This is a genomic window from Pseudomethylobacillus aquaticus (assembly GCF_003730115.1).
Lineage (GTDB): Bacteria > Pseudomonadota > Gammaproteobacteria > Burkholderiales > Methylophilaceae > Pseudomethylobacillus > Pseudomethylobacillus aquaticus.
Map to the genome: position 1 here is coordinate 58,803 of NZ_RJVP01000003.1, position 19,176 is coordinate 77,978.

18 protein-coding genes and 1 tRNA gene are annotated in these 19,176 nt (G+C 58.4%); 5 read left to right on the plus strand and 14 right to left on the minus strand.

Features of this window, described 5'->3' with window-relative positions; translation table 11 throughout:
- Positions 1-21 precede the first annotated feature (21 nt).
- From ED236_RS06675 to ED236_RS06685, 3 genes are read right to left on the minus strand one after another with little or no spacing between them, the layout of a single operon-like run.
- Entirely contained in the window at positions 22-690 is a 669-nt protein-coding gene (locus ED236_RS06675) for a flagellar hook assembly protein FlgD (RefSeq protein ID WP_123237201.1), read from the minus strand.
- A gap of 50 nt (positions 691-740) precedes the next feature.
- Entirely contained in the window at positions 741-1,148 is a 408-nt protein-coding gene (gene flgC / locus ED236_RS06680) for a flagellar basal body rod protein FlgC (RefSeq protein ID WP_123237202.1), read from the minus strand.
- 51 nt (positions 1,149-1,199) lie between these two features.
- Positions 1,200-1,700 (minus strand): flagellar basal body rod protein FlgB, encoded by a 501-nt coding sequence (locus ED236_RS06685; RefSeq protein WP_193726071.1) that lies wholly within the window; start codon positions 1,698-1,700, stop codon positions 1,200-1,202.
- 251 nt (positions 1,701-1,951) lie between these two features.
- Here ED236_RS06685 and flgA point away from each other — a divergent pair, with 251 nt between their 5' ends.
- The 4 genes from flgA to ED236_RS06705 all read left to right on the plus strand — a co-directional run bounded on the left by flgA (position 1,952) and on the right by ED236_RS06705 (position 4,244).
- Entirely contained in the window at positions 1,952-2,671 is a 720-nt protein-coding gene (flgA, locus tag ED236_RS06690) for a flagellar basal body P-ring formation chaperone FlgA (RefSeq protein ID WP_240032060.1), read from the plus strand.
- Positions 2,672-2,841: 170 nt separating this feature from the next.
- Positions 2,842-3,153, plus strand: coding sequence for a flagellar biosynthesis anti-sigma factor FlgM (gene flgM, locus ED236_RS06695; protein WP_123237204.1), 312 nt, complete (start codon positions 2,842-2,844; stop codon positions 3,151-3,153).
- Between the two features lie 10 nt (positions 3,154-3,163).
- A complete protein-coding gene (locus ED236_RS06700) occupies positions 3,164-3,619 on the plus strand; it encodes a flagella synthesis protein FlgN (protein WP_123237205.1) in 456 nt (151 codons plus the stop codon).
- A 163-nt stretch (positions 3,620-3,782) separates the two neighbouring features.
- Entirely contained in the window at positions 3,783-4,244 is a 462-nt protein-coding gene (locus ED236_RS06705; RefSeq protein ID WP_148042260.1) for a hypothetical protein, read from the plus strand.
- Between the two features lie 48 nt (positions 4,245-4,292).
- Here the strand turns inward: ED236_RS06705 and ED236_RS06710 are convergent, their stop codons facing one another.
- Genes ED236_RS06710 through flhB form a run of 7 tightly spaced genes read right to left on the minus strand, consistent with a single transcriptional unit; the run spans position 4,293 to position 11,995 of the window.
- The gene (locus ED236_RS06710; protein ID WP_123237207.1) at positions 4,293-5,096 is read right to left on the minus strand and encodes a flagellar motor protein MotB; all 804 of its coding nucleotides are present in this window, start codon (positions 5,094-5,096) and stop codon (positions 4,293-4,295) included.
- Positions 5,093-5,833, minus strand: a complete 741-nt coding sequence (locus tag ED236_RS06715) for a flagellar motor protein (RefSeq protein ID WP_123237208.1) — start codon at positions 5,831-5,833, stop codon at positions 5,093-5,095. Before ED236_RS06715 ends, ED236_RS06710 begins: the two co-directional genes overlap by 4 nt.
- Complete coding sequence (locus ED236_RS06720) at positions 5,815-6,561, minus strand: RNA polymerase sigma factor FliA (RefSeq protein WP_123237209.1); 747 nt, start codon at positions 6,559-6,561, stop codon at positions 5,815-5,817. Before ED236_RS06720 ends, ED236_RS06715 begins: the two co-directional genes overlap by 19 nt.
- A 9-nt stretch (positions 6,562-6,570) precedes the next feature.
- Positions 6,571-7,260: a MinD/ParA family ATP-binding protein gene (locus tag ED236_RS06725; RefSeq protein WP_123237210.1), complete on the minus strand. Its 690-nt coding sequence runs from the start codon at positions 7,258-7,260 to the stop codon at positions 6,571-6,573.
- Positions 7,253-8,740 (minus strand): flagellar biosynthesis GTPase FlhF, encoded by a 1,488-nt coding sequence (gene flhF / locus ED236_RS06730; protein WP_123237211.1) that lies wholly within the window; start codon positions 8,738-8,740, stop codon positions 7,253-7,255. Before flhF ends, ED236_RS06725 begins: the two co-directional genes overlap by 8 nt.
- Complete coding sequence (flhA, locus tag ED236_RS06735; RefSeq protein ID WP_123237212.1) at positions 8,737-10,812, minus strand: flagellar biosynthesis protein FlhA; 2,076 nt, start codon at positions 10,810-10,812, stop codon at positions 8,737-8,739. The genes flhF and flhA overlap by 4 nt, the downstream gene beginning before the upstream one ends.
- A gap of 19 nt (positions 10,813-10,831) precedes the next feature.
- Positions 10,832-11,995, minus strand: a complete 1,164-nt coding sequence (gene flhB, locus ED236_RS06740; protein ID WP_123237431.1) for a flagellar biosynthesis protein FlhB — start codon at positions 11,993-11,995, stop codon at positions 10,832-10,834.
- 224 nt (positions 11,996-12,219) lie between these two features.
- Here flhB and ED236_RS06745 point away from each other — a divergent pair.
- Positions 12,220-12,296: transfer RNA gene (locus ED236_RS06745), tRNA-Arg, on the plus strand.
- Positions 12,297-12,406: 110 nt separating this feature from the next.
- On the opposite strand, the gene ED236_RS06750 is transcribed toward ED236_RS06745, so the two are convergent.
- From ED236_RS06750 to ED236_RS06765, 4 genes are all read right to left on the minus strand, one after another.
- Positions 12,407-13,666: a type II toxin-antitoxin system HipA family toxin gene (locus ED236_RS06750; RefSeq protein ID WP_123237213.1), complete on the minus strand. Its 1,260-nt coding sequence runs from the start codon at positions 13,664-13,666 to the stop codon at positions 12,407-12,409.
- Positions 13,656-14,009, minus strand: a complete 354-nt coding sequence (locus ED236_RS06755) for a helix-turn-helix domain-containing protein (RefSeq protein WP_193726072.1) — start codon at positions 14,007-14,009, stop codon at positions 13,656-13,658. The genes ED236_RS06750 and ED236_RS06755 overlap by 11 nt, the downstream gene beginning before the upstream one ends.
- A 337-nt stretch (positions 14,010-14,346) precedes the next feature.
- On the minus strand, positions 14,347-17,505 hold the full coding sequence (locus tag ED236_RS06760; RefSeq protein ID WP_123237214.1) for a type I restriction endonuclease subunit R: 3,159 nt from the start codon (positions 17,503-17,505) through the stop codon (positions 14,347-14,349).
- Positions 17,506-17,753: 248 nt separating this feature from the next.
- Complete coding sequence (locus tag ED236_RS06765) at positions 17,754-19,175, minus strand: hypothetical protein (protein ID WP_148042261.1); 1,422 nt, start codon at positions 19,173-19,175, stop codon at positions 17,754-17,756.
- Between the last annotated feature and the right edge of the window lies 1 nt (position 19,176).

Consider the following 19,176-nt stretch of genomic DNA (forward strand, 5'->3'; position numbering starts at 1 on the left):
GACTGCTTGTGTTTGCTGCGTTTAGAAGATCTGCTGCACCTGACCGATAGGCGTGCTGCCGCTGCGGCTCAGCAGCAGCTCCACGCCCTGCGCGGTATTGGCCACGCCGGTGACCACATCACGTACCTGTGTGCTGACATCCACGGTCTTGCCGCTCTGGCTGGCCTGTACGGTCAGCTTGTAATGGCCGTCCGGCAACTTGGCGCCCGTGTTGTCCAGTCCGTCCCAGCTGGCATTGCTGTTACCTGCAGGCAAGGCACCCAGCGCGATCTCGCGCACCAGCACACCGGCGCTGTTGTGGATCTGCGCGCTGACCTTCTCGGCAGAGCTAGGCAATTCGACGATAAACGGGCTGGCTGCCCCGTTGTTCAGTGCCAGGCTGTTACCGGGCAGTTGCACCTCGCGGCCGATGGCACTGGACGCCTGCAGCGCCTGGCTGGCCTGCACGCTGCCGATCAGGCCGGACATGGTGCTGTTGAGCTTTTCGATGCCGGTCACCGTGGACAGCTGCGCCATCTGGCTGGTGACCTGGGCATTGTCCAGTGGATTCAGCGGGTCCTGATTCTTCATCTGCGTCACCAGCAGTTTGAGAAAGCGGTCCTGCGTATCGGCAGTCTGCGTGGCGGCCGCCGCCTTGCTGCCGTTGACGCTGTCTAGCAGCGTGGGTGAGACGTTCTGTACTGTGCTCATGGGGCTACCTTTTTAGTGGCGAGTGTTTAATGGCGCGTGATGCGGGCCGGTCAGGACTGGCCGATGTTGAGGGTCTTCATCAGCATGGTCTTGGCCGTGTTCATGGTTTCGACGTTGTTCTGATAAGCGCGTGAAGCCGAGATCATGTTCACCATCTCCTCGGTGACATTGACGTTGGGCATGGCGACAAAGCCCTCTTCGTTGGCATTGGGGTGTTGCGGGTCGTACACCAGCTTGGCGGCAGACTGGTCTTCCAGCACCTGCTGCACACGCACACCGGCCGCCCCGCCCTCACCCAGCGGGATGGCCGCGAACACCACCAGTTTGGCCTTGTAAGGCTGGCCGTTGGCACTGGTGGTGCTGTCGGCATTGGCGAGGTTGCTGGCCACGGTGTTGAGACGCTGCGATTGCGCGTTCATGGCCGAGCCGGAAATATTGAATACATTGAAGAGCGACATGCTGGACTCCTTATCGTGGCAGCGGGCTAGCGGCTGGGGGCTAGCGGCGACTTAACCCTGGATCGCCGACATCAGCTTCTTGATCTGACCGTTCAGCATGGTCAGGCTGGCTTCATAGCGCACTGCGTTATCGGCGAACTGGGCACGCTCGATGTCCATGTCCACCGTGTTGTTATCCACACTGCCCTGCAGCACATTGCGGTACTGGATCAGGCCGTGACTGACGGCAGGCGCGTTGGCAGCGTCCAGTGGCCGATGTTGTGCCGATGACATGGCCAGCGGCAACGGCCCCAGGCTGCCTCCCATCACCGGTGCCAGTGGCAGGGGCCCGAGCCCACCGGAGGGGGCGGCAGCAAGCGATGAAGATCGCCCTCCAGCGGTGGCCTGCGGGTTCAGTGCCGCCTGCATGGCAGCGGCAAAATCCATGTCGCGCGCCTTGAAATTGGGCGTATCGGCATTGGCGATGTTGGCAGACAGCAATTCCTGGCGTTGCGCGCGCAAGCGCAGCGCGGTCTGCTGGAAATTGAATGCGGCATCCAGTTGGTTGATCATGCAGTGCTCCTGCGGCCTCAAGTTATTTGCGGAACGGCCGTTAATCCCATCAACAGCCAGTCCATCAGATGAAGGCGAGTGTAGGCGTGCGCGCAAGCGTGCAATCGGTGGAGCAACAGCAGAAACATCCCTTTATTTGAAGCTTGACCAGACAAGGGCGTGCGTACACTGCATGGTGTATTGTTCCCGCAGCACCTGTAGCCAGGTGGACTGCTACCACCACCAAGCGCTGACCGCGCATGGAGATGCTCATGCTCAAACACACACGCCTGCCCGGCTGGCTGACACTGATATTGGCGCTGGTAACACTGGCACTGCTACCAGGCGTAAGCCGGGCCGCTAACGGCTGGCAGGAGTTGCCGCAATTGCGGCAACTGGCCACGCATTGGCTGCAACAACAAACCACCGGCCTGCCCGGCCAGGTGAACGTACAGGTCGGCGCCATCGACACCAAGCTGAAGCTGGCCAACTGTGTTGCGCCCGATGTGTTCCTGCCGGCAGGCAGCCGCGCCTGGGGCAAGACCAGTTTAGGTATACGCTGTGCGGAAAGCAGCCCGTGGACCATCTACCTGCAGGCGGAGGTGAGTGTGATCGGCCAGTATCTGGTGACCGCCACCCCGCTGATGCAAGGCCAGGTGATCACGGCACAGGATCTGGTGTTCCAGTCCGGGGATTTGAGCAAACTGCCACCCGGCGTGCTCACCGACCCGAGTCAGGCCATTGGTCGCAGCGTGAATGTGGCCTTGATGGCGGGTGCCATGCTGCGCCCTGAGCAACTGCGCATGCAGACCGTGATCAAACAAGGCCAGACCGTGCGCCTCAATTCCACAGGCAAGGGCTTCAGCATCAGCGCCGAAGGGGCCGCCATGGGCAATGCCGGTGACGGCCAGACCGTGCAGGTCAAAGTGGCAGGCGGCCAGATCGTCAGCGGGGTCGCACGCGGCAATGGCGTGGTGGAAGTGGCGTTTTGAGCCTGCCTGAGCAGCACCAGTGCAGATTACAGCGGGCTGCAAAACAAAATGAACAAAAAAACGTCTTGCACATTAAAGTTCAAGCACACCTTGCCGATAACTGACGTAACAGGCAATGCGGCGAGCATTGCGCCATTCAAGGCATGAGGTCAACGCATGAGGACAACACCATGAAAATCGACGATACGCTGGTCAACCAGGTGCGACTGAAACAGGAAGCCCAGGAAACCGCATCAGACAAAAAAGCCAAGGCAGTAGCCAGCCCGGAAGCCGGCAGCAATGGCAATGTCACGCTGTCCCCCCTGGTGGCGCAGCTGAAAGCGCTGGAAGCAGCGGCCAACGGTCAGCAGACCTTCGACACCGAAAAAGTGGAGGCCATCAAGGCCGCCATCCGTGACGGCCAGTTCAGCATCCATCCGGACAAGATCGCAGCCGGCCTGATCGACAGCGTCAAAGACCTGCTCGGCACCAAGCCTGCCTGAGGCCTGAGCCATGACTGCCTTGATGCTGGAAACCGAAACCACGCAAGCCGCCGGGCTGCTCAAGCTCTTGCTACGTGAGCAGGAGCTGCTGGTGGCGGGCGAAGTGGCCACGCTGCAAGCGCTGCTGCACCAGAAATCGTCACTGATCCAGAGCCTGCAACATAGCAGCAAACTGCGTTATCAGAAGCTGGCATTGCAAGGCTTGCTCGCCAATGAGCAAGGCATGCAAGCCTGGCTGGCAAAGCACCCGGAAGCCGCTGGTGAATGGGAGACGCTGCGCCGTATCCTGGAAGAAGCCAAAGAGACCAACCGCGTCAACGGCCTGTTGATCCAGAAACACCATGGCCGTACCCAAAGCACGCTGGGTATGCTGCAAAAAGCCCGCAACGGCGACAGCGGCCAACTGTATGGTCCCAGCGGCCTGACCCGTCATCCGCTGCAGCTGGGTAACAGCATCGCCAGCTAGTCACGTCTCTCAGCGGATAACTTCTCGACAAACAGCGGATGCCCCGTGAGTTTGACCAACAGCTACACTCAAAACGCTCCATAATCCGCTCTGTTTCATTGGTACAAGAGTTGGTACAGTGTGTTTATCGCCGTGCCAACTCACTCTGATGAAAGCCCATCTCATGAAACCATCGCTACATTTTTTCGCGCCGTTACTTGTCTTGTTGTTAATAAGTCCGCTGGCTGTACACGCCGAGCCGCGCTGCAACACGCCCGAAGGCGCCGCCACGGTCAATAGCGAAGTGGAAGCCGAGTTGCAGACCATCAAGGAAAAGCAGCGCAACACCGAAGCCGGTATCGACAAGGATCTGGACGCCAAGGCTGAAGAAAAAAACTGGAGCAAGGAGCAACGTTCTGCCTTTGTGGTGGGCATCCTGAAATCCGCCGAATTCCGCGCCTTCGAGCAGGAGAAGAAGCCCTATACCGAAGAGATCACCGCGCTGATGACGGCCCCGCTGGACCGCTCCGACACCAAAGCCAGCTGCCTGTCCGTGTCCAAACTGCAGGCCATCGTGCGCAAGATCGACGCCATCAACGTGCGTCAGTACGGCTATCTGTCGGCACAGGTCAAGGCCGCAAAGTAAACTGCACACCCAACTCAACCCTAGCCTTTCAGCCTAGGCTCGCAAGGCTCAGGGCTGATACGGCATATCGGTTGCCTGTGCCTGCTCTGCTGGCTTCTGGTACATCACCATCACCGACACGCGCCGGTTGCTGGCGCGCCCTTCCGGCGTGCTGTTGTCCGCCACCGGCCGCGTATCGGCAAAGGCCTGCGCCGCCAGACGCGACGCGGCGATGCCCGCCTCCGCCATCACATGCAGCACCGCCGTGGCGCGCATGGCCGACAGTTCCCAGTTGGAATCGAATAGCAGGTTACGGATCGGCCTGTCGTCGGTGTGGCCTTCGATCTGCAATGGATAAGGCAAGCCACGCAGCGTGCTGGCGATCTCGTTGAGCGGCGGCAACGCGGCCTCTGCAAGCGCAGCAGAACCACTGGCGAACAGCAGGCTGTCGGCGATGTCGATGCGGATGCCCTGATTGGTCTGCATCACACGCACCTTGCCCTGCGCCACCAGCGGAGCCAGCTGCTGGTTGAGCGCCAGGCCGGTGGCCACCATGCGTTCTCGCTCACGCCGGTATTGCTCGCTTTTCACCACCAGCGGCGGGATAGGGTTGAGGCGCAGGCTGTGGCTGCTGGTGCCCAGCGGGCTTGCGGTGCTCCTGGCTTGCGGCCTTAGTTGATCGTTGCCGCCGAAGGCGTTGCCCAGCGCGTCACTGAGTTGCAGATACTTGGTCTGATTGACGGAGGACACACCGTACATGACCACGAAAAAGGCGAACAGCAAGGTGATGAAATCCGCATACGACACCAGCCAGCGGTCGTGATTTTCCGGCTCTTCAACAAGGGCACGGCGGCGTGTCCCGCGACGGCTCATTGCAGATAGCCCTGCAGGCGCTCTTCCAACTGGCGCGGATGTTCATAATTGGCGATGGCGGCCAGCGCTTCGACCACCATCTCGCGCTGGCTGACATCCACCTGGATCAGCATCTTGAGTTTGTTGAAACAGGGCAGGAACACCAGATTGGCCAGCCCCACGCCATAGATGGTGGCCACGAAAGCCACCGCGATGCCGCTGCCCAGCAGGGCCGGGTCGGACAGGTTCTCCATCACATGGATGAGGCCCAGCACCGCCCCCAGGATGCCCACCGTAGGCGCGTAACCGCCCGCGGCTTCCCAGATGCGTGCTGCGCTGCGCATGCGTGCTTCGTACTGATCCAGCTCCAGATTGCAGATCTCGCGCATGCGCTCTGGCGGCGCACCGTCGATAAGCAGGCGCAGCCCTTTGCGCGCGAACGCATCCTGCTCCAGCTCCAGTTGCGGCTCCAGTTGCAAGATGCCTTCGCGGCGGGCGATGTTGCTCCACATGGCGATGCGGCGCAGCATGGCACGACGGTTGTCCACAGGCGGCACGAACACCCAGCGCAGCAGGCGTACGCCTTCCATCACATGATGCATGCGGCTTTGCAGCAGCACCGCGCCCAGCGTGCCGAACACTACTACCAGGAACGCGGCCGGTTGCAGCAGGGAGGACAGATGCCCGCCCTCCACCGCCTGCCCGAGCACGATGCCGAGCAGCGCGAGCGCAAGCCCGACTAGGCTACTCCAGTCCATGCCTGTTCCCTGAGCCCTGCGCGCAGGCGACCAACGGCCTGGCTATGCAATTGACTCACGCGCGATTCGGACACACCGAGCACCGCGCCGATCTCCTTGAGGTTGAGCTCCTGCTCGTAATACAGCGCCATGAGCAGCTTTTCGCGTTCAGGCAGCTCGGAGATGGCCTCCACCAGCGCGCTGCGGAAGCCTTCCGACATCAAGGTCTTGAGCGGATCGCCACTGATTTCGCTGCTATCGTCCGCTACGCCATGCCGGTCCAGAAAATGCGCGTCACCGTCATCACCGAAATCATCGTAATAGATCAGCTGGTGGCCACTGCAATCATCCAGCATGGCATGGTAGTCGGTGATGGAAAGGCCCATGTGCCGCGCCAGTTCGGCCTCGGTGGGCGGACGGCCCAGCTGTTGTTCCAGCTGACTGATGGCGCTCTCCACGGTGCGCATGTTCTTGCGCACGCTGCGTGGTGCCCAGTCGGCACTGCGCAACTCGTCCAGCATGGCACCACGGATGCGCTGCACGGCGTAGGTCTCGAATTGCGCGCCGTGGTTGTCTTCGTAGCGGTTCACCGCATCCAGCAAGCCCATCATGCCGGTCTGGATCAGGTCGTCCACTTCCACGCTGGCAGGCAGCTTGGCTTTGAGCTGGTAAGCCAGCTTCTTGACCAGTGGCGCATGTTGCTTGAGCAGCTGGTCCTTATGGTTCAGTTTGCCATTGCAGGTATACATGGCGGCCTCCTAGGCGGCAACGGCAGCGAAGGCCGCATGCGGTAGGGTGGTGAGCGTGGCGTCGCCGATCAGGCGCTGTGCCAGCTCACGGAATGCGCGCGAAGCCAGTGCCAGCGGGAAGGCTTCCTGCACGGCACGGCCACTCTGCGCCGCCAGTTGCAGGTGCTGGTCCACCGGGATCACGCCGAACAGCTCGATCTGCAGACGCAAATAACGATGCGCCACATCGGCCAGGGTCTTGAAAGCCTGCTGTGCGCGCTGCGGGCTCATACCGTGCACCACCACACCGAACGGCTGGCCGCCCTGGCGGCTGTAGATGGCTTTGATCTGGCTGTAGGCCTGCTTGATGCCTTCTGCACCCGGCCCCAGCGGCAGCAGCACGGTGACGTCTTGCAAGTGTTTGCTGGCAAGCACCGCGCTATCGGCCAGATCCACCAGCAGCAGGTCATGCTGACTGGCCAGTTGTTGTAGCTGTTGCCCCACCTCGGCCGGGTCAGCGGCCTGCCAGGCATCGCTGCGCAGCCATTGCACATTGACTGCCTGCGCACGCAAGGAGAACACCAGGTTATCGGCGATGTCGAGCTGATCATCCGGCGCAGACAACAAGGCCACGATACGCGGCTTGGGTTTGTGCATCATGCGGCGCAGACCGGCCGCCTGATCGCCACGGCCCAGCATGGGGGTACGGACATCAGACATGGCGCACCTCCGTATGCTGCTGTGGCGCCTGCCCTTGTGCCGCCATCACCAGCGGCAGTTCGTCGTCCAGCAATTCGAACGGTCGGCTGAAGCGCGGTCGGCTGTTCAATACCATGTCCACCAACTGGTCGCGGTCGGCCAGGGCGATGTCCTCCGGCACGCGCTGGCCGTTGCAGACGAAATACAGTTTGAGGCGTTCGCGGATGACGATATCCAGCGCACTGCCCAGGCTGGCCGCTTCGTCCAGCTTGGTGATGATGCAGCCGTCGATCTGGCGCTGCGCGCCCTGACCGCGGTAAGCACTCACCACGTCCATCAGCGTCTCACCGCCGCAAGTGGCGTTCAGGCACAGGATGCGCTTGATGCTGCTGTCGGCGTTGCGCAGCATGGCGATCTGCTCGGCCACCATCTGGTCGCGCTGGCTGACGCCCACGGTATCGATGAGGATGGTGTGCTTGCCACGCAGCTCTTCCAGCGCCAGCTTGAGGTCGGTCTCGTCCTTCACCGCATGCACCATCACGCCCAGGATCTTGCCGTAGATGCGCAGCTGTTCATGGCCGCCGATCCGGTAACCGTCGGTGGTGATCAGCGCCAGCTTCTGCGTGCCATGCTTCATGACATAGCGCGCCGCCAGCTTGGCAGTGGTCGTGGTCTTGCCCACGCCGGTGGGGCCGATCAAGGCGTACACACCGCCCTGATCCAGCATCTCCTGCTCGGAGTCCAGCGTATTGAGGTTACGCAGCAAGGTGTTCCTGGCCCATTCCAGGGCCTGGGCATCGTCATGCCCTGCGGGCAGCTTGTCGGCGATGAGGCGCGCAAAGCTGGCACTGAAACCGCTGCCCAGCAAACGCTTGAGCAGACCGGACTTGGCCGGTTGCTGGCGATGGGCATGCTCCCAGTGCAGCTCGGTGAGTTGCGATTCTATGGTGTGGCGCATGGCGCGGATCTCGTCCATGACGCGGGCGATCTCCAGTGGCGAGCCTGTCGGCGCTGCTGCAGATGCTGTCGGCTGCGCTACTGGGCTAGCACTGGCTAATGGGCCAGCACTGGCCAGTGCTGCAGGCGCGGCTGCTTGTGCAAGCACGGCCTGCGGCATGCGCGGCGCAGTGCTCGGGATGACACGGCCATCCCGTAACGGGCGCACGATGCTGGCTGGGTTGCTGATAGCTGGGTCGATGCTGGCTTGATGGCTGCTCTGGCGACGCTGGTTGAGCAGCGACATCAGTGTTTGCGGCTCATCTGCTTGAGGCGCTTGCTGCATGGCCGGCATGAGGTCGGCCGGTGTGGCTACAGAGCTGGCTGCAGGTGTCGCGGCCGGTTGGGCCACCATGCGGCTCACGTCCTGATCGCGCATGGCGAGGATCTCGTTACCGCCGTCCACACGACGGTTGGCAAGGATGATGGCATCCTCGCCCAGTTCCTCACGCACCAGGCCCATGGCCTGTCTGGAAGTGGCGGCGAAATAACGTTTGATACTCATGGTTGTGCTCCAATCAGGCTAGTCACACGTATGGTTTTGGTTTCGGGGAGTTCGTCCTGCGACAGCACGCGCAGATGCGGCACGGCGCGGCGCAGGAACTTGGCCAGGGCCATGCGCAGGCTGGCGCTCACCAGCAGCACCGCGGGCATGCCCATCTGTTGCTGTTGTTGTGCGCCCTGCTCGGTCTGGCGGATCAGGGTGTCGGCCAGGCCGGGTTCGATGGCGGAATTGCTGCCCGCCTGCATGGCCTGCATCAGCAGGCGTTCCAGCTGGTGATCCAGTGCCATCACGTTCAATTCATGTGCATCCGGATACAGCTGCTGCACGATGGCACGGCCCAGCTTGACGCGCGTGACGGCGGTCAACTCATCCGCGTCCTGAGTGCGCGTGGCATGCTCGGACAGCGTTTCCAGGATGGTGCGCATGTCGCGGATATGCACGCCTTCGGTGAGCAGGTTCTGCAACACTTTTTGCAGCAAGGCCAGGGACAGTGCCTTGGGGATCAGGTCTTCCACCAGCTTGGGCGCGCTCTTGGCCACGTGGTCCAGCAGTTGCTGTACCTCCTGACGGCCCAGCAGCTCCATGGCATGGGTGCTCAGCATGTGGTTGAGGTGGGTGGCGATCACGGTGCCTGCATCCACCACGGTATAGCCCATGCCTTGTGCCTGATCGCGCAGCGGGCTTTCCACCCACACTGCGGGCAGGCCGAAGGCCGGGTCGGTGGTGGCGACGCCGGGCAGACTGCCCGCCACCATGCCCGGATTGATGGCCAGGAACTGGCCGTTGTGGGCTTCACCACCGGCGATGGTCACGCCCTTGAGGGTGATGCGGTATTCGGAAGGCTTGAGTTCCAGGTTGTCCCGGATGTGCACGGCGGGTGAGAGGAAGCCGACCTCCTGTGCGAATTTGCGGCGTATGCCCTTGATGCGCTTCAGCAACTCGCCGCCTTGCGCGTTATCCACCAGCGGGATCAGGCGATAGCCCACTTCCAGGCCAATGATGTCCACCGGCAGCACATCGTTCCAGCTGGCTTCTTCGCTCTCTTGCGCAACTGGCGCGGGCGCATCGTCCACCTTGCTGGCGGCCACGGCCTGACGTTTCTCCACCAGCCAGCCCAGGCCGGTCAGCAACAAGGCCAGCATCAGGAAGGCAAAGTTGGGCATGCCGGGGATGAGGCCCATGCCACCGACGATGCCGGCCGTGGCGTACATCACCTTGGGGTTGCTGAACATCTGCTGGGCCAGCTGCGCGCCCACGTCATTGTCATTGGCCACGCGCGACACCACCACACCGGCGGCGACCGAGATGATCAGCGAGGGGATCTGCGCCACCAGGCCATCACCGATGGCCAGCAGCGTGTAGTTCTTGACCGCATCACCAAATGCCATGTCGTGCTGCAGCATGCCGACGATAAGGCCGCCGAAGATGTTGATGACCGTGACCAGGATGCCGGCGATGGCGTCACCGCGCACATATTTACTGGCACCGTCCATGGCACCGTAGAACTCGGATTCCTGACCCACTTCTTTACGGCGGCGGCGGGCTTCGTCCTCGCCGATCAGGCCGGCATTGAGGTCCGCGTCAATGGCCATCTGCTTGCCGGGCATGGCATCCAGCGTGAAGCGTGCGCCGACTTCGGCGATACGGCCTGCGCCTTTGGTGACCACCACGAAGTTGATGATGGTGAGAATCACGAACACCACGATGCCTACCGCGTAGTTGCCGCCGATCAGAAAGTGACCGAACGCCTCGATGACCTTGCCAGCAGCATCCGGGCCGGTATGGCCTTCGGTGAGCACCACGCGCGTGGAAGCCACGTTGAGCGACAAGCGCAGCATGGTGGTCATCAGCAGCACGGTCGGGAAGGCGATGAAATCCAGCGGGCTGCGCGTTTGCAGGCCTATCATCAGCACCATGATGGACAGCGCGATGTTGAAGCTGAACAGCACATCCAGCGCGATGGCGGGCAGCGGCAGCACCATCATCGCCAGCAGCATCACGATCAGCAGCGGCGCAGCGGTATTGCGGCCACTCAGCATGCCTAGCCAGTTGGGGAGTTTGAGCTTATTCATCAGCGCATCGACTCATTCATCAGACAGGCATCAAATTGATGGGCGAGGTTTGCAGGTGCGGGTCCAGTGCGTCCGGCACATCCAGCGCCTCCGGCTGCTGCGGCTGCTGACCGCCGTGGCTGTGGTAGACGCGCAGCTGGTACACATAAGCCAGCACTTCGGCCACGGCCGCGTACAAGGCTTCGGGGATCTCGTCACCCAGCTCGGTATGGGCATACAGGGCACGCGCCAGCTTGGGCGATTCCAGCACGGGCAAGTGATGTTCAGCAGCGATCTCGCGGATCTTGAGTGCCACCGCATCGGCACCCTTGGCCAGCAGCACCGGCGCACGCATGCCGTCTTCCTTATACTGGATGGCCACGGCATAGTGGGTAGGGTTGGTGATCACCACGTCGGCATTGGGGATCTCGGACATCATGCGGCGGCGTGCCATCTCGCGCTGTTGCTGGCGGATGCGCGCCTTCACCTCGGGGTTACCTTCCGATTCCTTGGATTCCTGACGCAGATCCTGCTTGGTCATCTTGAGCTTGTTGGCGTAGTGATGCAGCTGATATGGCACATCGATCATGGCGATCAGCACCAGCGCACCCACGATGGCCATGGTGCTCTTGAACAGCAGGCTCTCCATATAGCCTATGCCCTCGTCCAGCGGCAGCATGGCCAGGCCCAGCATCTCGTCAAGGTCGGCGACGATCACCAGATACGCCACCGTGCCGACCAGCACCGACTTGGCCACGGCCTTGATCAGCTCAACCAGCGAATTCTTGGAGAACAGATTGCCGAAGCCGCTGATGGGGTTAAGGCGACTGAACTTGGGCATCAAGGCCTTGGCGCTCATGTTCCAGCCGCCGATGAACACCGGCGACGCGATCGCCACCAGCAACACGATCAGGCCCAGCGGCGCGAACGCCAGCAACAGGTCGGCGATGCGGTCCACCAGATGCAACAGGAACTGGGCCGGATCGAAGATCTCCTCGCGCGTGAAGCGCAGGCCCAGCGTCATGTTCAGCTTGAGTGCCTCGTTCATCTGCCCGGCCAGGCCCCAGAAGGCCAGCCCGGAAGCCAGCAGCACGGCACAGGTGGCCAGCTCGCGCGAGCGTGGCACATCGCCGTCTTCCCGCGCTTTCTCGATGCGCTTGGGTGACGCCGGTTCTGTTTTCTCTAGATCGCTGTCTTCAGCCACACTCACTCCGTCATTGGGAGACCACTGCTGCGACTACAGGGAGTCGCACTGATTAGGGTGGATTATTGGTGGCGCACGAGCAAAACAAAGCGTGGAATAAGGGGAGGAAAACGTCGGTAATCACCCGCAGAGGGCGTCAGCACGCCATTTCGGCGGGGTGTGAATGGGCTGTGAAAATTGCGCTTCGCAAATCAGGACAGATTACGTATAATGCACGCCTCGACGCGCCCGTAGCTCAGCTGGATAGAGTACTTGGCTACGAACCAAGGGGTCAGGAGTTCGAATCTCTTCGGGCGCGCCATTTCAAGACTTAGGCTACTTTTTGGTAGCCTTTTTCTTTTTCTACAGGGAAAACGTCACAATTCCCCGCCAGACGTCGGCGTGGCCGCCGGTTGGATGTTGGCAAGCTTGCTAAATCCAGCCCTCCAATGCAAACGGATTAAGAAACTGCCGCCCCCACAGAAATGCACGCTCTACTTCATTAAGGTTAGCTTCATTACATACAGCCTCCCATTGAGAGCGAATTGTCTCAAGCTGGTCGTCAATAATTGCGCGCGCGCGGCCCTCTTGAAGCAGAAAATGTGGTGCAACTTCCATGCAAATCGTTAATTGACTGAATCTGTTCTGGCCAGTAATCAACATCGCTTGCGTGGCTTCGCCGCCTGTCCGTCCTTGCGGACAGATATCATAGGCAGGCGTTAATGTAAGTGCCTGACCATCCCAGAAGGCAGCATGGTTGCGGGCATGGTCATCGGTATTACCAGACAGGATGTTAAATACAATCCGTCCAAACAACTCTTCGAGTGTTCGCGTGGGTTCAGTGAAACGGTGTCTGATCAATGTTGCTAAATCTTCATAGCTGGCATATCGCGCCTCTGTTTCATCCAGTTCCAACATCGTCAACGCCGATACCAATGCGCGTCGTGTCCAGCCGTTTTCAACAGAGATACGATCAAACCGTTCAATCAAAAGCACATCTTTACCTAAGGCGCGGGTTAGCCTAACTGGCGCAACATTTAGACCAACAACAGAAGCAAGCCTCATAGCAACGAACTCTGCTTTCACGACGTTGTAGAGGTCATTGCTTGCTGAGAATTTGGCAATGTATTTTCTATCTCCGTCAACAATCAAAGCCTTGGGACGCGCTCCTCCCAAAGAGGTACCGTGTTGAAGCGCAAGATCAAATTCAGGGCTGAGCGGAACACCTTGTTCCACACGCTCTGCTGATTGAATCAATTCATCCAGCGTTGCATTCTGGCGCTCTCGCGTTACGTATTGCGTGGCCGAGCCTTGAAAATCCAGTGCGCCAATACGATCAGAGCCAGACTCTAAAAGATAGGTCAGCTCATCAAGTTCAACAGGATCAGCATTACGTCCTTTCAGCCCCAATGTCCGGTTGATAATGACGCGTCGCCCCCATGCATCCGGGGATGCATCGCGGATACAACTAGGCAACTTCATATTTTCACGCAACGGAATTTCACCTGATTGAAGCGGCAATTCCGGTGCATAAATAGCAATCGCATTGTTCCGGGCTAAATAGCTTCGACCATAGTTAAATAGCAGCCTTCCATCGTCTTGGCGGGCAATACGACCGGCAACGACTGGCTCACTTTCATTTGGCAGCCATATCCAGACATACGCTTCAGCAGCAGGATGATTAGAAGTCATCTTTTACCACCGTTCTTGTTTTATGAACGGCTTTAGGAAGCAGACGTAACTTATCTTCCTGCTCCTTGATATGCATCGTCAGTGTATTGCTGCTATCCGCTTCAAACAGCGCAACCCCTACAATCGTAGCGGCTTCGATCACAACACCGATACCACAGCGCGGATCACCTTGCTCAATCCGTTGCATCATGTCGCGCGAAATGCCGACGCGTTCAGCCAGCGCTTGAACAGTTAGCTTGCGTTCGATGCGATTAATACGAATTAAACTGCCGAGCAAAGTCACCGCCTCCCGCGCATAGCGGGAGTAAGTACGTACAATTGTTGGGCGTTGAGTGGTGTCCATATCCAAAATCCTGTTTACACAGCTTAACTTTAACTAAAAAAACGAACACCATCAATAAAAAATAACTATATGTAAGTCATATATAGACTAAATGTATTTTAAGTAAGTCAAATAAATAATTTAAGTGTATGCGCGGACAAGTTGGCTCCAGAGCGTCTAAAAATAGTGGCAATTCCGCGCCACATCACAAAAAGGCTTGCAACTTAACGGTTACAAACCTTTTTTGTATCCATCATTCCGGCGGTAACGCAGCGAACCACAAAGGTAGCCCAGCGAACCACAAAACCATTTCGCGGCTTAGCTTGTTTTCCATATCGCCAACCCGAGCGGGATCGACTCAACTCCAGGCTTCACCCAACGCTTCTGCCTGCTGCAACACAAGCGTGATGGCGTTTTCCTGCTGATCCGGTGGGTATTTGTATTTGCGCAGGATGCGTTTCACCATCAACCGCAGCCTGGCGCGCACGCTTTCCCGTGCAGACCAGTCCACAGAAAGGTTCTGACGCAGGTTTTCGGTCAGTTCGTGGGCGATTTTTTTGAGTGTTTCGTCAGTCAACTCACGCACTGCGGATTCGTTGTCGGCCAGCGCATCATAAAAGCGCAGTTCATCCTCGCTGAGGCCCAATTCCACACCACGGTTTGCCGCCGTGCGGAATTTTTTGGCCATGTCGATCAGTTCCTCGATCACCTGAGCAGTCTCGATGGCACGGTTCTGATAGCGCTTGATGACATTGGCCAGCAGCTCGGAGAATTTCTTTTCCTGCACCACATTGCTGTTGAATTTGCTCTTGATCTCGCCTTGCAGCAGGCGCTCCAGCAGCTCGATGGCCAGGTTACGTTCCGGCAGATTACGCACCTCGGCCAGGAAAGCATCATCCAGTATGCCAATATTGGGCTTGTCCAGGCCCACGGCCTGAAACACATCCACCACGTCTTCTGACACCACGGCCGAGCCGATAATCTGCCGGATAGCCAGTTCGCGTACTTCATCGGTGCGCTTTTGCTGGCTGATGTCACGCTTGGTGAGTATCACCTTCACGGCCTGCATGAAGGCCACCTCATCGCGGCGCGCCTTGGCTTCATCCAGCGTACAGCACAGACTGAACGCCTTGCTCATGCCTAGCGCTGTGTCCGCAAAGCGCTTTTTTCCGTCGCGCTGGCCCAGCACATGGTTGGCGGCACCGGCCAGGCGCTTGTGACCCACCGTGGTAAAGTCACTGTAATCATAGCCATGCAGCAGGCTACGCAGTACATCGAGTTTTTCTTCCAGCACGGCGTAGGCTTCTGCCACATCCACCGTGGGGCGGCCACGCCCCTGACTGGCGGTGTATTCCTTGAGCGCACTCTTTAGCTCATTGGCAATGCCGATATAGTCCACCACCAGCCCGCCCTGCTTGTCCTTGAACACGCGGTTAACCCGGGCGATGGCCTGCATCAGGTTATGGCCTTTCATGGGTTTATCCACATACAGCGTGTGCACGCACGGCGCATCAAAGCCAGTCAGCCACATGTCCCGCACAATCACCATCTGCAGCGGGTCTGCCGGGTCTTTGAAACGCTTTTCCAGACGCTTTTTCACCTGCGCACTGTAGATATGCGGGCGCAACAGCGCCTTGTCACTGGCCGAGCCTGTCATCACAATCTTGATGGCGCCTTTTTCGGGGTCGGCATCATGCCAGTCCGGGCGCAAGCGGATGATCTCGTTGTAAAGGTGCACGCAAATCTCGCGGCTCATGGCCACCACCATGGCCTTGCCAGTCTGGGCGTGATTGCGCTGTTCAAAATGAGCCACCATGTCTGCGGCCACACTGGCCACTCTGGGTTCAGCGCCCACCACCTTTTCCAGCGCGGCCCACTTGCTCTTGAGGCGGCTCTGCTGGCTTTCTTCCTCGTCTTCCGCCAGCTCGTCCACTTCCTCATCCAGCTGCGGCAACTCGGCCTGATTCAGCGACAGCCTGGCCAGCCGCGACTCAAAGTAGATCGCCACCGTGGCGCCGTCTTCCTTGGCCTGCTGCATGTCATACACATGAATGTAGTTGCCAAACACCGCGCGCGTGTCGCGGTCCTCACTGGAGACCGGCGTACCGGTAAACGCCACAAAAGTGGCATTGGGCAAGGCGTCACGCAGATGCTGTGCATAGCCCACCTGAAAACGGGTTTGGTATTCCGCATCCGGCTGGGCAGCCTTGAGCGTTTGGGTTTGATTAGCGGCAGGCGCTGGCGCCTTCAGGGTTTTCAGCTTGGCTTCAAAGCCGTATTGGGTGCGATGTGCTTCATCGGCAATCACCACGATGTTGTGACGGTCGGAAAGCATGGGGAAACTGTCTTCATCTGCGCCCGGCATGAATTTCTGGATAGTGGCAAACAGAATGCCGCCCGAAGGCCGGTTAGTGAGCTTGTCGCGCAAATCCTGGCGCGTTTCAATCTGCACCGGCTGCTCGCGCAACAAATCCTGCGCCAGCGAAAACACACCGAACAACTGGCCGTCGAGGTCGTTGCGGTCGGTGATCACCACAATGGTGGGGTTCTGCATGGCGGCTTCCTGCATCACACGTGCCGCAAAGCAGGTCATGGTGATGCTCTTGCCGCTGCCCTGCGTGTGCCACACCACACCGCCCTTGCCGCGCACCTTGGCATCACCATCGGCACGCGAAGCGGCCACCACCTGCTGGATGGCGGCACGCACTGCATGAAACTGATGGTAACCAGCCACCTTCTTCACCAGTGTGCCGTCGTCCTCAAACAACACAAAAAAGCGCAGATAATCCAGCAGCGTGACCGGGGCCAGCAAGCCCTGCACCAGCGTTTCCAGCTCGTTGAACTGGCCCAACGGGTCCAGCGTCACGCCGTCGATGGTGCGCCACTGCATGAAGCGCTCCGCATTGGCAGAAAGTGACCCCAGACGCGCCTCGCTGCCGTCCGAGATTACCAGCAGCGCGTTGTAGTGAAACACATCCGGGATCTGTTCCTTGTAGGTTTGCAGCTGCTCGTAGGCCTTCCAGATATCGGCGTTTTCGTCCGCCGGGTTCTTCAGCTCCAGCAGCACCAGCGGCAGGCCGTTCACAAACAGGATGATGTCCGGGCGGCGGGTGTGGTGCGGCCCCTTGATGGAAAACTGGTTAATGGCCAGCCACTCGTTGCGGGCCGGCTCGGCCCAATCCATCAGGCGCACCAGATCGCCACGCGTTTCACCCTCCTGCTGGTATTGCACCGGCACACCGCCCACCAACAGCTTGTGGAAATGACGGTTGGCTGACAACAATGCCGGGATACCCAAATCCAGCACCTGCTTGATGGCATCCTCGCGGGCCGCCGTGGGAATGTGCGGGTTTAGCCGCTGCACTGCCTCACGCAAGCGGAACGGCAGCAGCACCTGCCGGTAATCGCTGCGCTCGGGCTGCTCGCCATCGGGCGCAATGTCCGGGCCGTAACGATGCTGGTAACCTTGCGCCTGCAGCCAGGCCAGGGTTTCTTGTTCGAGTTGGTCTTCGGTCATAAATGTTGACGGCAAGGTTTTGTGTTTAAGCACTTAAATTGTTGATTTAGTTGCAACATCCGCCAGAATCCTCAAGAGGTTCATTTTGAGTTTAAGCCCTCTCATGCCCAGAATGGAAGATACCGGGCATAACGGGTAGAGGTTGTCTTCGATTCTAAACCCGTTGTTAACGCATGCTTTAATTTGATGCATGGGTTTTAAGGTGTTCGTTAATAACAAGCGTTGTGAAAATACACAATCGAAAGCCGTTATTGCTTCACAAGAGTTTGTTTCTGGAGGTTCTCCCAGTAAGCTCGTTCATACCAAAACTCGCGTCGCAGTATGTTTGAACCGGGCTGGATCGCCACTGGAGCTGGCAACTCAAGCAGCTTGAACACCAGCCTTTCCAGAAGGATGGTCAAATGCCACTGTGCAACCGCGAGGCTTTGATGATGGATGCTGCGTGTATCCGTATGACTCAGTGTATCTCGTATCTCCTTCAAGCCTGGCTTTTCATCAGTGCCCGCAATTGGCCACAAATCCTCCACACTGCCTTTCATAAAGGATGAAATAAAACCATCAATTTTGTGCCTGAGGGAAGGTTTATCTTGTTGAATATTATTGATAAAACCATCCAGACGTTTATTTAAAGCCGAGGCTTGATCGGAATCAGGATTTTCTATTTTCGCCTTCTTCAGGTTGTTAATAAAACCGGACAAGATTTCAGTTTCAATTAGCGTGGTTCGAGCTGCCACCTTTGGCGTGATGATAAATTTCTCAAGCATTCGATACTGAAAAATAAACTTTTCTTCCGTGGATTCATCAAGATGCGGCGCAAGTGCGTATGAAAAATCCGATAACTGCTCTTGTTCCTCGGGATTTTTATCCGGCCATGATGCCAGGCCCGATAAGGCCACTTCTGTGAACTCATCATCCTCAACAATGAATCTACCCGGCTTAGGTGGCATGAATGGAGTTAGCCGCTTATCAAGCGGATCAAGATAGACCTCTATTCGTTGCCCTGCATTCTCAATCGTCCAGCCTAGCAAAACAATACGCTGTCGAACCAGAATCGATAGCCAATCCAGCATCTTTCTAAAATGGCTAATCAATAACTCATGTTCACCATCCGGCATTGTGACGGCGGCGTAGTAGCCGTAATGTACGGTCGCCGTTCCATTGCTGGCTTCAGCAAGATCAAACACCCACTCCTTGCTAAAAACAATCTGGCCCAACTCAGGTGTAGCCAGCGTGAAAAGTTCAGCTGTCTGGTCCGCACTCGCACCGTAATTGAGCTGTGCATTCAAATGCTCTACAAAAAACTTGGTCGTAGAGAGGTGAAATCTGATGATTGGTGTACTACATGCACCTGACATTGCAACACGCCTGGTTTCGACTTTTCCGACATGCGTAATCAAAATTGCCGGCATTGAAAAACGACGGTGTGGCAACTGAGACCGAGGCAAGGAGCGACACTGAAAGTCACTTATTTCAACATGCACATCAGGCGTAATACTCGTGATGCTGCATGGGTTTTTAATCTTTGGTATCTGCTGCAACCCAATCGGCACACGGACAATGATATTGGCCACCTCCCCAGCGACCAAAGGCGGTGTAACAGAACAATCCACCTCGATTTTTTGACCGCATGCACCCGTCAACACACCATCAAAAGCAATCTCTCTGCACATG

Coding starts and splice junctions, on each gene's coding strand:
- ED236_RS06675 (WP_123237201.1), bottom strand. CDS start 690: ATGAGCACAGTACAGAACGTCTCACCCACGCTGCTAGACAGCGTCAAC.
- flgC (WP_123237202.1), bottom strand. CDS start 1,148: ATGTCGCTCTTCAATGTATTCAATATTTCCGGCTCGGCCATGAACGCG.
- ED236_RS06685 (WP_193726071.1), bottom strand. CDS start 1,700: ATGATCAACCAACTGGATGCCGCATTCAATTTCCAGCAGACCGCGCTG.
- flgA (WP_240032060.1), top strand. CDS start 1,952: ATGCTCAAACACACACGCCTGCCCGGCTGGCTGACACTGATATTGGCG.
- flgM (WP_123237204.1), top strand. CDS start 2,842: ATGAAAATCGACGATACGCTGGTCAACCAGGTGCGACTGAAACAGGAA.
- ED236_RS06700 (WP_123237205.1), top strand. CDS start 3,164: ATGACTGCCTTGATGCTGGAAACCGAAACCACGCAAGCCGCCGGGCTG.
- ED236_RS06705 (WP_148042260.1), top strand. CDS start 3,783: ATGAAACCATCGCTACATTTTTTCGCGCCGTTACTTGTCTTGTTGTTA.
- ED236_RS06710 (WP_123237207.1), bottom strand. CDS start 5,096: ATGAGCCGTCGCGGGACACGCCGCCGTGCCCTTGTTGAAGAGCCGGAA.
- ED236_RS06715 (WP_123237208.1), bottom strand. CDS start 5,833: ATGGACTGGAGTAGCCTAGTCGGGCTTGCGCTCGCGCTGCTCGGCATC.
- ED236_RS06720 (WP_123237209.1), bottom strand. CDS start 6,561: ATGTATACCTGCAATGGCAAACTGAACCATAAGGACCAGCTGCTCAAG.
- ED236_RS06725 (WP_123237210.1), bottom strand. CDS start 7,260: ATGTCTGATGTCCGTACCCCCATGCTGGGCCGTGGCGATCAGGCGGCC.
- flhF (WP_123237211.1), bottom strand. CDS start 8,740: ATGAGTATCAAACGTTATTTCGCCGCCACTTCCAGACAGGCCATGGGC.
- flhA (WP_123237212.1), bottom strand. CDS start 10,812: ATGAATAAGCTCAAACTCCCCAACTGGCTAGGCATGCTGAGTGGCCGC.
- ED236_RS06750 (WP_123237213.1), bottom strand. CDS start 13,666: ATGACTTCTAATCATCCTGCTGCTGAAGCGTATGTCTGGATATGGCTG.
- ED236_RS06755 (WP_193726072.1), bottom strand. CDS start 14,009: ATGGACACCACTCAACGCCCAACAATTGTACGTACTTACTCCCGCTAT.
- ED236_RS06760 (WP_123237214.1), bottom strand. CDS start 17,505: ATGACCGAAGACCAACTCGAACAAGAAACCCTGGCCTGGCTGCAGGCG.
- ED236_RS06765 (WP_148042261.1), bottom strand. CDS start 19,175: ATGTGCAGAGAGATTGCTTTTGATGGTGTGTTGACGGGTGCATGCGGT.